A 13936-nucleotide genomic window follows, 5' to 3' on the forward strand; every position below is an offset into this window, starting at 1 on the left:
CGCCGGGCTCCACCAAGGAGGAGCTGAAGGAGGAGCCATGCGACACGATCAATTCATCGGGTACGTGCAGGACAGGGCGCATCTGCCGAGCCGCGGCGCGGCCGAGGGCGCCACCCGGGCCACGCTGGAGACGCTGTCCGAACGCATCCCCGATCACCTCGCCGACAAGGTGGCCTCGCAGCTGCCGTCCGAGCTCGGGGAGCACCTGCGCCGGGCCATGAAGCCGGACAAGAGCGGCACCGGGGAGCACTTCGGCTTCGACGAGTTCGCCCACCGGGTCGCGCGGCGCGAGCACAGCGACGAGCCCACCGCGATCTACCACAGCCGCGTGGTGCTGGAGCTCGTCGACGAGGCCACCACCGGCGGCGTCATGGAGCGCGTCCGGGAGTCACTGCCCGAGGACCTGCGGCCGCTGATCGAGTCGGGGAGCACGGGGGACCTCCGGGGCGGCGACCGAGGTTAGGCCTCGCCGGCTCGGGTACACGGGCGCCATGAACGGACTTCGCGTGGCCGTCACCGGCGCTACAGGCAATATCGGCACGAGCCTCATCAGGCTCCTCAGCGGCGACGATCGCGTGGAGTCCGTGTTGGGCATCGCCCGGCGCCTCCCGGACTGGCGGGTCCCCAAGACCGAGTTCGCCGCCGCCGACCTCGCCGAGGACGATCTCGGACCACTCCTGAAGGGACACGACGCGGTCGTCCATCTCGGCTGGCTGCTCCAGCCGACCCGCGACCCGGACACCACCTGGCGGGCCAACGTGCTCGGCAGCAGGCGCGTGTTCGACGCCGCGGCCCGCAGCGGAGCGAAAGCACTCGTCTACAGCTCCTCGATCGGCGCGTACTCGCCCCGCGTCGACCACCGCGCGGTCGACGAGACCTGGCCGACCGACGGATTTCCCGGCGCTGCCTACACCCGCGAGAAGGCCTACGTCGAGCGCCTCCTGGACCACTTCGAGACCGCGCACCCCGATATCCGCAGCGTCCGCATCCGGCCCGCGTTCGTCTTCAAGCGCAAGGCCGCCGCCGAACAGCGCCGCCTGTTCGCCGGCCCGTTCCTGCCCGGCTGGGCCGCCAAGCCCGGCCTGGTCCCGGCGATGCCCGTCGTCGACGGCGTCCGCTTCCAGGCCGTCCACGCCGACGACCTGGCCGAGGTCTTCCGCGCCGCGCTGTTCGGCACCGCGAGCGGCGCCTTCAACGTCGCAGGCGAGTCCATGACCGACATGCGGTCGGTCGCGGCGATGCTCGGCGCCCGCCCGATCCCGATGCCGTTCGGCGCCGCGAGGGCCGCGCTGGCGGCCGCCTACCGCATGCGGATGACGCCCGTCCCGCCGGAGCTGCTCGACGTGGTCGCGCGGCTGCCGGTCATGGACACCGCGCGCGTCAGGCGCGAGCTCGGCTGGGTCTCCCACCACACCTCCGACGAGGCGGTCGCCGAGTTCCTGGAGGGCCTGCGCGCCGGATCCGGGGGCCCCACGCCGCCGCTCCAGAGCAAGGTCGAGGGCGGCCGGCTCGGCGAGATCGCCACGGGAGTCGGCAAGCGCCCCTGACGTAACCGGCCTCACACACCTGACCGGTTCGCGCGACCGCACTGCGGACGGGGAGCGTACCGGATGTGGTCCCGCGCGTTCGAATGCGTTAAGTTGTGGGTGATTCACCTGTGCGCAATGCCGCCGCACCGCCGTAACCAGGCGGTGTGAACGGTCAACTGAACCGTGGAACACCCTGAGGAGGCCTAGATGACTGGCAGCGACAACGAAGCCGTTGCTATCGGGATTGACTTCGGAACGCTCTCGGGCCGGGTCGTGGTCGCCGCCGTCTCAGACGGGCGCGAGCTCGCCAGTGCCGAGCACGTCTACGGGCACGGCTCCATCGAAGAGCAGCTCCCGGTCACCGGTAGGAAACTGCCCCGCAACTGGGCGCTGCAGTCGCCCGACGACTGGCGCGCCGTGCTGCGAGGCGCCGTCCCGCAGGCCGTGGCCGAGGCCGGCGTGAGCGCCGACCAGGTCGTCGGCATCGCCACCGACTTCACCGCATGCACGGTGCTGCCGACCACCGCCGACGGCACGCCCCTGAACGAGCTCGACGACTTCGCCGACCGCCCCCACGCCTGGCCGAAGCTGTGGAAGCACCACGCCGCCCAGCCCCACGCCGACCGCATCAACGCGCTCGCCGCCGAGCGCGGCGAGGAGTGGCTGGCCCGCTACGGCGGCAAGATCTCCAGCGAGTGGGAGTTCGCCAAGGGCCTCCAGGTCCTCGAGGAGGACCCGGAGGTCTACGCCCGCGCCGACCGCTGGATCGAGGCGGCCGACTGGATCGTGTGGCAGCTGTGCGGCGAGGAGAACCGCAACGTCTGCACCGCCGGCTACAAAGGCATCTACCAGGACGGCAAGCGGCCCAGCCGCGAGTACCTGGCCGCGCTCAACCCCGACTTCGCCGACTTCTGCGACAAGCTCGACTTCCCGCTGTCGGCCCTCGGCGACCGCGCCGGCGGCCTGAGTGCCGAGGCCGCCGCCTGGACGGGCCTGAACGAGGGCACCGCCGTCGCGGTCGGCAACGTCGACGCCCACGTCACCGCCGCCAGCGCCAAGGCCGTCGGCGCCGGGCAGCTCGTCGCCATCATGGGCACCAGCACCTGCCACGTCGTCAACGGCGAGACCCTGACCGAGGCCCCCGGGATGTGCGGCGTGGTCCGCGACGGCATCACTCCCGGCCTGTGGGGCTACGAGGCCGGCCAGTCCGGTGTCGGCGACATCTTCGCCTGGTTCACCCGCAACGGCGTGCCCGGCGACTACGAGGCCGAGGCCGCGAAGAAAGGCATCTCGATCCACGAGCACCTCACCGAGCTGGCCGCCGCCCAGGAAGTCGGCGAGCACGGCCTGGTCGCGCTCGACTGGCACTCGGGCAACCGCTCGGTCCTGGTCGACCACGACCTCTCGGGCGTGATCGTCGGCCTGACGCTCGCCACGAAGCCCGAGGAGATCTACCGGGCGCTGGTCGAGTCGACCGCGTTCGGCACGCGCATGATCGTCGAGACGCTCGTCGAGTCGGGCGTCCCGATCGAGGAGTTCATCGCCGCCGGAGGCCTGCTGAAGAACCGGTGGCTCATGCAGACCTACGCCGACGTGCTGCGCCGCCCGATCACCGTCCTCACCTCCGACCAGGGCCCGGCCCTCGGCTCGGCGATCCACGCCGCGGTGGCCGCCGGCGCCTACCCGGACATCAAGACCGCCTCCGAGGCGATGGGGAAGATCGAACGCGCCGCCTACACCCCCGACCCGGCCAAGGCCGACGCCTACGACGAGCTGTACGCGATCTACGCCGAACTGCATGACCACTTCGGCCGCGGCGGCTCCAAGGCACTGCACCAGCTCCACACGATCGCGACGGAGGCCGCGAAATGACGTTCGAGACCACCGAGGCCGTCGAGGCCATGAAGGTCGAGGTGTGCGAGCTGCACGCCGAGCTGCTCCGCTGGGGCCTGGTGACCTGGACCAGCGGGAACGTCTCCGCGCGCGTCCCGGGGACCGACATCGTCGTCATCAAGCCCTCCGGGGTGTCCTATGACGACATGGTGCCGGACAAGATGGTCGTGACCGACCTGGACGGCAAGGTCCTCGCCGGCGATCTCGTCCCCTCCTCGGACGCCGAGAGCCACTCCTACGTCTACCGCCACATGCCGGAGGTCGGCGGCGTGGTCCACACCCACAGCCCCTACGCCACCGCTTGGGCCGCGCGCGCCGAGGCGATCCCGTGCGTCCTGACGGCGATGGCCGACGAGTTCGGCGGGGAGATCCCGCTCGGTCCGTTCGCGCTCATCGGCTCGGACGACATCGGCAAGGGCATCGTCGAGACGCTCGAAGGCCACCGCTCCCCGGCGGTGATCATGCAGAACCACGGCGTGTTCACGATCGGCAAGGGCCCGAGGGCGGCCGTGAAGGCGGCGGTGATGGCGGAGGACGTGGCCCGCACCGTCCACATCGCTCGCCAGATCGGCGAGCCGGTCCCGATCGCCCAGGCGCACATCGACGCGCTCTACGACCGCTACCAGAACGTCTACGGCCAGCAGCCCGCCCCTGAGGAGAAGTAAATGCAAGCGAAGGAACTGTGGTTCGTCACCGGCAGTCAGCACCTGTACGGGCCCGAGGCGATCGACCAGGTCGCCCAGAACTCGGCCGACATCGTCGCCGGTCTGGACTCGGCCTCGGCGATCCCGGTCGAGGTCGTCGCCAAGCCGGTGCTGACCACGCCCGACGAGATCCGGCGGGTGATGCTGGAGGCGAACTCGAGCGACGAGTGCATCGGCGTCATCGCCTGGATGCACACGTTCTCGCCCGCGAAGATGTGGATCGCCGGGCTGAACGCGCTCCAGAAGCCGCTGCTGCACCTGCACACCCAGCACAACCGCGACCTGCCGTGGGCCGACATCGACATGGACTTCATGAACCTGAACCAGGCCGCCCACGGCGACCGCGAGTTCGGGTACATGCTCACGCGCCTGCGCCACCGACGCAAGACCGTCGTCGGCCACTGGGCCGACGAGCGGGTCCAGACCCGCGTCGGGAACTGGGCGCGCGCCGCCTTGGGCTGGAACGAGGTCCAGAACCTCAAGCTGGTCCGCTTCGGCGACAACATGCGCCAGGTCGGCGTGACCGAGGGCGACAAGGTCGAGGCCCAGATCAAGCTCGGCGTCGAGGTCAACACCTACGGCGTCGTGGAGCTGGCCGAGCGGGTCGCCCAGATCGAGGACAAGGCCGTCGACGGGCTCGTCTCCGAATACGAGGAGGCCTATGACGTGGTGCCCGAGCTGCGCGTCGGCGGCGAGCGCCACGAGTCGCTGCGCGACGCCGCCCGCATCGAGCTCGGCCTGCGGTCCATGCTGGAGGAGCACGGCGCGAAGGCGTTCACCGACACCTTCGAGGACCTCGGTGCGCTCAAGCAGCTGCCGGGCATCGCGGTCCAGCGCCTCATGGCCGAGGGCTACGGTTTCGGCGGCGAGGGCGACTGGAAGACCGCCGTCCTGGTGCGCCTGATGAAGGTCATGGCGACCGGCCTGGAGGGCGGCACGTCCTTCATGGAGGACTACACCTACAACCTGGGCGCCGAGTCCCCGCAGATCCTCGGCGCGCACATGCTCGAGGTGTGCCCGTCGATCGCCGCCGCCAAGCCGAGGTGCGAGATCCATCCGCTCGGCATCGGTGGCAGGGAGGACCCGGTGCGTCTGGTCTTCACCGCCCCGCCCGGTCCGGCGTTCATGGTCGGCCTGATGGACCTCGGCACCCGGCTCCGCTTGGTGGCCAACGAGGCCGAGGCCGTCGAGCCGGAGCAGGACCTGCCGAACCTGCCGGTGGCGCGCGCGGTGTGGGAACCGAAGCCGGACCTGGAGACCTCGGCCGAGGCGTGGCTGACCGCCGGCGGCCCGCACCACACGAGCTTCACTCAGGCCTTCGGCCGCGAGGTCATGGAGGATTTCGCGGAGATCGCGGGGATCGAGCTGGTGACGATCGGCGAGGGCACCACGGCCCGGGAGTTCAAGCAGCAGCTGCGCTGGAACCAGGTCTACCACCACCTGGAGGGCTCGCTCTAGACCGGTGAACGAGCGACGGGGGCGGGCAGCGGCCCGCCCCCGTCGCCGTCCGGGTTACGGGCCGGTCGGGCGGGTACTCATCGCATCCACCACCGATATGCGAAGGGGATCGTGAGGATGAGCGGTTTCGACAAGGCGAAGGACAAGGGCCAGCAGGCCAAGGGCGAGGCCAAGGAGCGAGTCGGCGAGGCCACCGACAACGAGGAGCTCGAAGCCGAAGGCCAGCGGGAGCAGATGGCCGGCGAGGCCAAGGAGGCCGCCCACGGCGTGAGGGACAAGGCCACTCAAGCCGCCCACGACGCCAAGGAGAAACTTCAGGGCGACGAGGGCGAGCGCGAGAGCGAGCACCGCCGTCGGTGACCCGAGGGTCAGCGCCGTCGCCGCAACCATGCAGGCGTGAGGATCGCGTCGAAGGCGATCTCGGCCGCGCCCCGGAGCGGACCGACCGCGCCGACCGTCCCGACCACGATTCGGGGCGGTTCGGCGCGCCTGAACTCCATCAGCCCCGCGGCGCAGCGCTCTTCGATGAGCCCGCGCCGCAGGCGTACCAGCTCCACGCCCAGCCCTGAGAGGCTGATCGCCTCGGGGTCGAGGGCGTTGGCCAGCGCGCCGAGCCCGGCCCCCAGGGCGGCGGCGTTGTCGTCGACCGCTCGGGAGGCCTCGGCGTCGCCCTCCTCGGCGCGGGCGAGGATCTCGCGGCCCAGCTCGCGCCCGACCCCGTAGCCGGTCTCGGCACCGAACCGGCGCACCAGCGCGTTGACCCCGACGTCGAGGCTCCAGCAGCCGAGGACCCCGCACATGCACGGCAGGCCCGAGCCGGTCAGCGGCATGTGGCCGAACTCGCCGGCGACGTTGCGCGCGCCGGTCTGGGCGTCACCGCCGAGCAGCAGCGTGCCGCCGATGTCGAAGTCGATGTGGAAGTGCATCGCCGTCCCGGCGCCCCGCAGGGCGCCGCGCCGCGCCTCGGCCAGCCCCGCCAGCCGAGCGTCGTTGCCGACCACGGTCGGCGGCCATCCCGCTCCGATGTGATCGTCGAGGTCCACCTCGTCCCATCCGAGGTGCGAGATGTGCAGCCGCCGGCCGTCGCGGATCGGCCCGGCGATCGCGATGCCGAGGGCCGCGGTCCGCTCGTCGGCGTGCTCGTCGACCGCGGTCTTGATCCGCGCGAACACCGCCGGGGTCCGGTCGTGCTCCCCGTCCTCCAATGTCGTGAGCTCCCCGCCGAGCTCAATCCGCGCGAGCGTCCACGAGTCCTCCCTGATGTCGGCGGCGAGCGCGACGGGCCCGGCGGCATGGGGGACCAGCAGCGTCGTCGGCCGCCCGCGTCCCGAGGACTCGGCGGGGATCTCGTGGAGGAGTCCGGCCTCCTCCAGCTCGCCGACGAGCGAGGCGGCGGTGTTGCGCCCGATGCCGAGCCGCCGAGCGGCCGCGGCCCGCGTCAGTGGCTCGGGGGCGTCGTGGACGGCGCGCAGCAGCCGCACCTGATTGTGGACCCGCAGGTCCGCGCTCGTCGTGGTCACCATGGCCGAAGTATGTCCCATCGCTCGGCACCGCCTGTTGCGGCGGCCTCAGCGCCATGTTATGTTCTTGCCAAGAACAAAACAAGCCGACACAAGGACCGTCATGACCCCCGACACCACCGGCCTCCGGAAGGCGAGAATCGGCGTCTTCGGCTGCTTCGCCACCTCCGGCTTCGTCATGGGAGCCTGGGCCGCCGCGCTCCCCGCAGTCGACGCCCGCCTGCATCTCGGCGAAGCCAGACTCGGCATCGTCCTCCTGGTCATCCAGCTCGTCGGGCTCGCGGCGATGGTGGTGGCGGGCAGGCTCGCCGACCGGATCACCACCAGAAGACTGCTCCGATGGACCGGCCCGGCCACCCAGCTCGTCCTCGTCGCACCGGCGCTCGCCCCCAGCTACGAGACGCTCCTCGCCGCCGCCGCGCTGTACGGCGTCGGCGTCGGCTTCGTCGAGGTCGGCATGAACGCCCACTCCGTCGAGCTCGAACGCCACTACCGGCGGCCCATCGTCTCGTCCTTCCACGGCTTCTGGAGCCTCGGCGGCGCCGCCGCCGGCGCCCTCACCTCACTCGGACTCACGCTGGGCCTCGGCAGCCAGTCCATGCTCGTGGTCGCCGCGCTGCTGTGCACCGCCGCGTTCGCGGCCTGGACACGTCCGCTGCTGCCGCCACCGGGTCGAGCGATCGGCGGCGGCAGCGGCGCCCAAGCTTCGGCCGCGCGCATCGGCGCCGTACTCCTCGGCGCGCTGTTCGTGCTCGGCCTCGGCAGCCACCTCATCGAGTCCGGCGCCGCCGACTGGGCCAACCTCCACGCCGCCCGCGTCCTCGACGCCGACGCGGCCCTCGCACCGCTGTCCTACACCGTGTTCGGATGCGCCATGACCGCCTTCCGCCTAGCCGGCGACCCGATCCGCTCCAGACTCGGCCCCGGCCGAACCATGCTGTGGGCCGGGGCGGCCGCCGCCAGCGGCTACGCCCTCGTCCTCGTCTCGGGCACCGCCGGCGGGCTCCCCCTCGCCTGGACCGGCTGGATCCTCGCCGGCTCGGGCATCGCCATCATGGTCCCGGTCCTCTTCAGCGCCATCGGCGAAGCCGGCGGATCGCCCTCGAACATCGCCCTGATCTCGATGTCCGGCTCCACCGGCCTCCTGCTCGGCCCGGCCGCAATCGGATTCGTCGCCGAAGGCGCGAACCTGACCGTCGGCCTCATGATCCCCGCCGCCCTCGCCGCCTTCATCGCCATCGGCGGACCGCTCACGATGTGGCGCCTGCTGAACCGGTCCGCCCCCAGCGAAGGCCACCGCGAAGCGGACGTCACCCTGGTGCGGTAAGCTCTTTCGCGCACGAGGAGCACGATGACCCCGACCGCCACCGAGCTGCGGCGAGCCAGGATCGGCATCTTCGGATGCTTCACCATCACCGGCTTCGTCATGGGCGCCTGGCCGCCGCATACCCCTCGATCGAAGCGCACCTCGACCTCGGCGAGGCCCGGCTCGGCACCGTCCTCCTCGTGCTCCGGCAGGAGCGGGACGGTGCCGGCTCGCTCACACTCGTCGGCTACCTCCTCGTCCTCGCCGCCGACGCCGTCGGCGGCCTCGCCCTGTCCTGGAGCGGCTGGGCGCTCGCCGGCGTCGGCTCGGCCGTGCTCATACCCGTCCTGTTCAGCGCCGTCAGCGAGGCCGGAGGCACCGGCTCCGACATCGCCGCCATGAGCATGTGCGGCTCCGCGGGTTCCTGCTGTGCCCCGCGAGCGTCGGCTACCTCGCCGAAGCCACCAGCCTCACCGTCGGCCTCATCGTCCCGACCGCGCTGGCCGTCGTCATCGCCCTCGCCGGACCGATCGCCATCGGCCGCCTGCTGGGGCATCGCGCGTCACTGCCGGAGCCGGTCGACGCCGGATCGAGAACCGGCGGCGTATAGTTGCGGGCGCAGAAGGGGAGTAGCTCCCAACGCCGCGGTCGACACACTGGCACCCACAGCCGAGCACGCAGCTGTGAAACGGTGCCCGGCCGCGCGGCCTCGGCTCCGGGGCGAGCGAGACCTTCGACCAAGGCAATGCGCCGGGTCGAGGTCAAGGCTGCCCTCTCCCGGCCCCGAACTGGGAGGATCAACCCCCGATGGACGTCTTCTTCTCCGCCGCCGCCCTCAGTTTCGGCGTCATCTTCGTCGGCGAGATGGGCGACAAGAGCCAGCTCATGGCCCTGTCCTTCGCCGCCCGCTACAAGCTCCGCTCCGTCATCGCCGGACTCGTCATCGCCACCGCGATCCTGTTCGGCGTCTCCGTCGGCATCGGCGCCACCGCCGGAAGCCTGCTGCCCACCGACTGGATCACCCTCGGCGCCGCCGTCCTGTTCATCGGCTTCGGCCTGTGGACCCTCCGCGGCGAGGACGACGACGACGCGCACGAGTTCAAAGAGCGCAAGTCCGGCCTCCTCACCGTCACCGGCGCGATCCTGCTGGCCGAACTCGGCGACAAGACCATGCTCGCCGCGATCTTCCTCGGCGGCCAGTACAACCCCTGGGGCGTCTGGCTCGGGGCCACCGCCGGCATGGTCGCCGCCGACCTCCTCGCCGTCTTCGCCGGCGCCTGGGTCGCAAGGCGCATCCCCGAGCGGTACATCCGCTGGGGCTCGGCCGCCCTCTTCATGGTCCTCGGCCTCGTCCTAGGGGTCCAAGCCGTCCGCGCGCTCGCGGGATAGGCTTGCCATCATGCCGAAATCGGACGGAAACGAGGACACCGCCGTCATTTACACCGACGGCGCCTGCTCAGGCAACCCGGGCCCGGGAGGCTGGGGCGCCTACTTCAAATGGGGCGACCACGAGAAGGAGCTCTACGGCTCCGAGACGGCCACCACGAACAACCGGATGGAACTCATGGCCGCGATCAAGGCCCTGGAGACCCTCAAACGCCCCATGACGATCGTGCTCTACACCGACTCCTCGTACGTCCGCAACGGCATCATGTCCTGGATGTCCAACTGGAAGCGCAACGGCTGGATCAACTCCCAGAAGCAGCCGGTCAAGAACGCCGACCTGTGGAGGCGGCTCGACGAGGCCGCCGCCCGCCACCACGTCGAATGGCGCTGGATCCGCGGCCACTCGGGCGACCCGGGCAACGAACGCGCCGACAAGCTCGCCGTCAAGGGCCGAGACGAGGCCGCCGGCCGCTGCTGAGCGCGACCGGGCGCCGCCCACATTGCCTCATCCCCGCACGCGAGTCACGAACTGGAATGGGAAGATCACGATCATGAGCGACAACGTACCGTCACGATTCTCGGGCAGTGCCGTAGACCTGAGCGCACTCGCCGCCCAGCAGCAGCAACAGCAGCAGGCCGCCGCCCGGCGGCAGGCCGCCGGCCAGCAGCCGCCCGCGGCCCCGGACCCCGGCTCGGCCGCACCGGGCGTCGTCGCCCTCGACGTCACCGACGCCACCGTCCAGAGCGAAGTCCTCGAACGGTCGCTGAACACGCTCGTCGTCGTCGTCTTCTGGGCCGAGCAGTCGCCCGAGAGCGTCGAGGCGCGCGACCTGCTCCAGCGCCTCGCCCACGCCGACGGCGGCGCCTGGACGCTCGCCAAGGCCGACGTCCAGTACAACCAGCAGCTCGCCGCCGCGCTCCAGCTCCAGGCCCTCCCGGCCGTCGTCGCCATCGCCGGAGGCCGCCCCGTCGACCTCCTCCAGGGCCCCCAGACCGAGCAGGGCCTGCGCCAGTGGCTCGGCAAGCTCGCCCAAACCGCGGGCGTCGACGTGCCCCAGCAGGTCGACCCCGAACTGGCCGCCGCCGAGGAGCACATGGCCAACGGCAACGTCGACGCCGCCGAGACCGCCTTCGACAAGTACCTGAAGAACAACCCCGGCTCCCTCGAGGCCGAGTCCGGGCTCGCCCAGGTCCGACTCCTGCGCCGCGCCGGGGACCTGCGGCAGGACGCCGTGGCCGTCGCCGACGCCGAGCCGAACAACGTCGACGCCGCCCTCGCCGCCGCTGACCTCCAGATCCTCTCCGGCGAGGCCGAAGCCGCCTACGACCGGCTCATCAAGCAGGTCGCCATGCTCGCCGGCGACGATCGCGAACGCGTCCGCAAGCGCCTGGTCGAGCTGTTCAGCATCGCCGGCCCCGACGACCCGACCGTCACCAAGGCCCGCCGCAAGCTCAGCTCCGTCCTCTTCTAAGGGACGAGGCCGAACCATGTGATTGCGAACGTCTCTCCTGGTGCCGCAGCCCCGGCTGTGATTAGCTAGCGTGGCCGATACGGGGAGGTGAGCGCCAGTGGCGACGAGATCCAAGCGCGTCGCCATACTCGACGCGCCGTCCAACCTCGGGCTGCGGCCTCCGACTCAGCACACCGTCCCCGGCTGCGGCAAAGCGCCGGGGGCGTTGCGCGATCACCGCCTCGTCCAGCGGCTCAACGCCGTCGACGCCGGCTGCCTCACCGCGCCCCGCTTCGACGCCTCCGGGTGGCGGCCCGGCGACGGCGTCGGCCAGGCCAAGGCCATCGCCGAATACACCAGGCAGCTCGCCGACCGCGTCGAGCGGCTCTGGCGCGAACGCCGCTTCCCGCTGCTGCTCGGCGGCGACTGCTCGATCATGCTCGGGCCGCTGTTGGCCGCGCGCCGCCGCTCCGAACGCGACGGCAAGCGTCGCGGCCTGGTCTTCGTCGACGCGCACTCCGACTTCCGCCACCCCGGCAACTCCAAGTACGTCGGCGCCGCCGCGGCCGAGGAGCTCGCCCTGGCGACCGGCCGAGGCCAGCCGGACCTGACCGACATCGGCGGCCTGCGCCCCTACGTCGACACCGACCACCTGGTCATGCTCGGCCTGCGCACCGACGACGCGCACCGCGTCGAACTCGAGGCCACCGGCGTGTCCATGCGCACCGTGCCCGAGCTGCGCGCCGGCGGGGTCGGCCGCTCCGCCGAATGGGCGCTCGAGGCGGTCGGCGACGTCACCACGTTCTGGCTCCACATCGACGCCGATGTGCTCGACCCCTCAGTGATGCCCGCCGTCGACGGCCCTTCCCCCGGCGGCATCTCCATCGGCGAACTCGCCCAGATCGTCTCCACCTGCGCCTCGGACGAGCGCTGCGCCGGCATGGAGCTGACGGTATTCGACCCCGACTACGACCCCGACGGCGAGTACGCCAAGGCGCTGGCCGACATGCTCGTCGAGTCCCTCCAATAAATCGCTTCCGCCCGCCGCCGCGGCCGCATAGGCTCCGGGCGTGCACGACTTCGAACCGTTGCAGGGATGGCGCCACCGGGGCGTGGCCGCCCGGCTGTCGAACGATGGATGGAACGTCTGCGGCGTGGGCGACTGGGCCACGGTGTGGCGCTCTCCCGACGGACTCCAGGCGGCGCGCCTCAGCCCGTTCGAACCCGCCTACGAGGTCTTCGTGCGGCTGTGCCGGGCCCTGCCGGGGCACCCGATGCTGCCACGGATCGACTTCGACGCACCGCTACCCGGAGGCGCGCGCCTGACCGTCATGGAGTTCCTGCGCCCGGCCGCCGCGGAGGACGCCGACGCGCTCAAGCAACGCTGGTCCGCCGCCGCGCCCGGCGATCCGGTCACCGCGGTTCGCAGGGAGGCCGAACGCCTCGACGCCGAAGCGTCCGAGGCGATTCCCTTCTGGGGCGGACTCGACGACAATCCGCACAACATCATGGTCGCCGAGAGCGGCGAACCCAAATTCATCGACCTGTTCTATGTGGCGGGCCTCGAGCTCTACGCCGCGCTGCTCGAAAACCCGAGTGCGGTCGCGCGCGCCTTCGCTCCCGAGCAGCGCCAGCACCTCGCCGACATCGGTGCGGTCACGCGGCTCTCCACCGCTGCAGAGATCGTCGAGATCCGCAGGGCCGCAGCGGATCTTGACTAGGCATCGGCCTTGGGGCGACCCCCGGCGATCGGGCGGCGTAAGTTCAGGCCATGCGGAGCGGTGAAAGGCGGCTGAGTTGAACCGAATCGAAGGCGAGCGGGTGGAGCTTCGTGAGCTCGCGGCCGACGGCGCGAAGCGCCTCCTGGCGGGTGAGCGCGAGTCCGACTGGTCCAGGCAGTACCCGTTCGACGGCACCAAGATCGCTGTCGGCATGCTGGTGGCGGCGATGGACGACGGACGGTGGAAGCCGGGCTTCGGGATGTACCAGATCGTGCGCAGCGAGGACGCCCTCGTGGTCGGCGACGTCGGCTTCCACGCGGCGCCGGACGAGAACGGCATGGTCGAAATCGGCTACGAGCTCGTGCCGGAGGCCCGCGGCGAAGGCCTGGCGACCGACGCCGTCCTGACCCTGGTCGGATGGGCGATGGGCCGCGAGGGCGTCACGAGGGTCGAGGCCGAGACCACCATCGCCAACACGGCGTCGCAGGCGGTCCTGGCCCGCTCTGGCTTCGAGATCGTGTCCACCAACGGCGAGGACATCCGCTACCGCTTCAAGATCTGGTTGCAGACTTAGGCGGACCTAAGCGGACCTAGGCAGGCATAGGGGGTGGGCCGTGCCTGGGGAGACCGGAAATGGAACCTGTCGGGTGCGAGGGAACGGTGTGGGCGGGTGGCGGCGCTGCACCAAGGGCGGCAGCGATGACGAGGTAGGAGCCTGTTGGGGTGGCGTCTTCGTGGTGGGGTTCGTTTGAGTGCGGGTTCAGGCGGGCGACGACGGAGAGATGAGTGCTTTGTGGATGTTGGGTTGGCGGACGTGGGGATGGCGCGTGGGAGCCGGACGGGCCAATTGGTGCCCGTTTTGTCTTGTGTCCCAAGGTGTTTGAGCGGCCTCCGTTGGGGAAACGTGAGGGTTTTCCCACCCTAATGGGTGATGACAGAGCGTCTGTGACCTGGGAGAATAGAGGTAT

General features: G+C 71.0%; 15 protein-coding genes. 14 read left to right on the top strand and 1 reads right to left on the bottom strand.

Annotated features, from left to right (window positions below; translation table 11 throughout):
• The first annotated feature begins 37 nt into the window (after positions 1 to 37).
• From ACYVK3_RS20985 to ACYVK3_RS21010, 6 genes are all read left to right on the top strand, one after another.
• The gene (locus ACYVK3_RS20985; protein WP_460499299.1) at positions 38 to 463 is read left to right on the top strand and encodes a DUF2267 domain-containing protein; all 426 of its coding nucleotides are present in this window, start codon (positions 38 to 40) and stop codon (positions 461 to 463) included.
• Between the two features lie 28 nt (positions 464 to 491).
• Positions 492 to 1547: an NAD-dependent epimerase/dehydratase family protein gene (locus tag ACYVK3_RS20990; RefSeq protein ID WP_460499300.1), complete on the top strand. Its 1056-nt coding sequence runs from the start codon at positions 492 to 494 to the stop codon at positions 1545 to 1547.
• A gap of 189 nt (positions 1548 to 1736) precedes the next feature.
• Positions 1737 to 3401, top strand: a complete 1665-nt coding sequence (gene araB, locus ACYVK3_RS20995) for a ribulokinase (RefSeq protein WP_460499301.1) — start codon at positions 1737 to 1739, stop codon at positions 3399 to 3401.
• Positions 3398 to 4087: an L-ribulose-5-phosphate 4-epimerase gene (locus ACYVK3_RS21000; RefSeq protein WP_460499302.1), complete on the top strand. Its 690-nt coding sequence runs from the start codon at positions 3398 to 3400 to the stop codon at positions 4085 to 4087. The genes araB and ACYVK3_RS21000 overlap by 4 nt, the downstream gene beginning before the upstream one ends.
• Positions 4088 to 5584: an L-arabinose isomerase gene (gene araA, locus ACYVK3_RS21005; RefSeq protein WP_460499303.1), complete on the top strand. Its 1497-nt coding sequence runs from the start codon at positions 4088 to 4090 to the stop codon at positions 5582 to 5584.
• Between the two features lie 117 nt (positions 5585 to 5701).
• Complete coding sequence (locus ACYVK3_RS21010; RefSeq protein ID WP_460499305.1) at positions 5702 to 5944, top strand: CsbD family protein; 243 nt, start codon at positions 5702 to 5704, stop codon at positions 5942 to 5944.
• 8 nt (positions 5945 to 5952) lie between these two features.
• On the opposite strand, the gene ACYVK3_RS21015 is transcribed toward ACYVK3_RS21010, so the two are convergent.
• Positions 5953 to 7107 (bottom strand): ROK family transcriptional regulator, encoded by a 1155-nt coding sequence (locus ACYVK3_RS21015; protein ID WP_460499306.1) that lies wholly within the window; start codon positions 7105 to 7107, stop codon positions 5953 to 5955.
• A gap of 100 nt (positions 7108 to 7207) precedes the next feature.
• Between ACYVK3_RS21015 and ACYVK3_RS21020 the strand changes: the two genes are divergently transcribed.
• From ACYVK3_RS21020 to ACYVK3_RS21055, 8 genes are all read left to right on the top strand, one after another.
• Complete coding sequence (locus ACYVK3_RS21020) at positions 7208 to 8431, top strand: MFS transporter (RefSeq protein ID WP_460499307.1); 1224 nt, start codon at positions 7208 to 7210, stop codon at positions 8429 to 8431.
• A 385-nt stretch (positions 8432 to 8816) separates the two neighbouring features.
• Complete coding sequence (locus ACYVK3_RS21025; protein WP_460499308.1) at positions 8817 to 9020, top strand: hypothetical protein; 204 nt, start codon at positions 8817 to 8819, stop codon at positions 9018 to 9020.
• 197 nt (positions 9021 to 9217) lie between these two features.
• Positions 9218 to 9799 carry a TMEM165/GDT1 family protein gene (locus tag ACYVK3_RS21030; RefSeq protein WP_460499309.1) on the top strand — a complete coding sequence of 194 codons (582 nt, stop codon included), beginning with the start codon at positions 9218 to 9220 and terminating at the stop codon, positions 9797 to 9799.
• A gap of 10 nt (positions 9800 to 9809) precedes the next feature.
• Positions 9810 to 10274 (top strand): ribonuclease H family protein, encoded by a 465-nt coding sequence (gene rnhA / locus ACYVK3_RS21035; protein ID WP_460499310.1) that lies wholly within the window; start codon positions 9810 to 9812, stop codon positions 10272 to 10274.
• A gap of 73 nt (positions 10275 to 10347) precedes the next feature.
• Positions 10348 to 11268, top strand: coding sequence for a co-chaperone YbbN (locus ACYVK3_RS21040; protein ID WP_460499311.1), 921 nt, complete (start codon positions 10348 to 10350; stop codon positions 11266 to 11268).
• Positions 11269 to 11365: 97 nt separating this feature from the next.
• The gene (locus tag ACYVK3_RS21045; RefSeq protein WP_460499312.1) at positions 11366 to 12277 is read left to right on the top strand and encodes an arginase family protein; all 912 of its coding nucleotides are present in this window, start codon (positions 11366 to 11368) and stop codon (positions 12275 to 12277) included.
• A 40-nt stretch (positions 12278 to 12317) separates the two neighbouring features.
• On the top strand, positions 12318 to 12968 hold the full coding sequence (locus tag ACYVK3_RS21050; protein WP_460499313.1) for a hypothetical protein: 651 nt from the start codon (positions 12318 to 12320) through the stop codon (positions 12966 to 12968).
• 76 nt (positions 12969 to 13044) lie between these two features.
• On the top strand, positions 13045 to 13542 hold the full coding sequence (locus tag ACYVK3_RS21055) for a GNAT family N-acetyltransferase (RefSeq protein WP_460499314.1): 498 nt from the start codon (positions 13045 to 13047) through the stop codon (positions 13540 to 13542).
• The last annotated feature ends 394 nt before the right edge of the window (positions 13543 to 13936 follow it).

The sequence above is a fragment of the Glycomyces tarimensis genome, assembly GCF_054776215.1.

Bases quoted from the DNA above. Each gene is read 5' to 3' on its own strand.
- ACYVK3_RS20985 (WP_460499299.1), top strand. From the start codon at position 38: ATGCGACACGATCAATTCATCGGGTACGTGCAGGACAGGGCGCATCTG.
- ACYVK3_RS20990 (WP_460499300.1), top strand. From the start codon at position 492: ATGAACGGACTTCGCGTGGCCGTCACCGGCGCTACAGGCAATATCGGC.
- araB (WP_460499301.1), top strand. From the start codon at position 1,737: ATGACTGGCAGCGACAACGAAGCCGTTGCTATCGGGATTGACTTCGGA.
- ACYVK3_RS21000 (WP_460499302.1), top strand. From the start codon at position 3,398: ATGACGTTCGAGACCACCGAGGCCGTCGAGGCCATGAAGGTCGAGGTG.
- araA (WP_460499303.1), top strand. From the start codon at position 4,088: ATGCAAGCGAAGGAACTGTGGTTCGTCACCGGCAGTCAGCACCTGTAC.
- ACYVK3_RS21010 (WP_460499305.1), top strand. From the start codon at position 5,702: ATGAGCGGTTTCGACAAGGCGAAGGACAAGGGCCAGCAGGCCAAGGGC.
- ACYVK3_RS21015 (WP_460499306.1), bottom strand. From the start codon at position 7,107: ATGGTGACCACGACGAGCGCGGACCTGCGGGTCCACAATCAGGTGCGG.
- ACYVK3_RS21020 (WP_460499307.1), top strand. From the start codon at position 7,208: ATGACCCCCGACACCACCGGCCTCCGGAAGGCGAGAATCGGCGTCTTC.
- ACYVK3_RS21030 (WP_460499309.1), top strand. From the start codon at position 9,218: ATGGACGTCTTCTTCTCCGCCGCCGCCCTCAGTTTCGGCGTCATCTTC.
- rnhA (WP_460499310.1), top strand. From the start codon at position 9,810: ATGCCGAAATCGGACGGAAACGAGGACACCGCCGTCATTTACACCGAC.
- ACYVK3_RS21040 (WP_460499311.1), top strand. From the start codon at position 10,348: ATGAGCGACAACGTACCGTCACGATTCTCGGGCAGTGCCGTAGACCTG.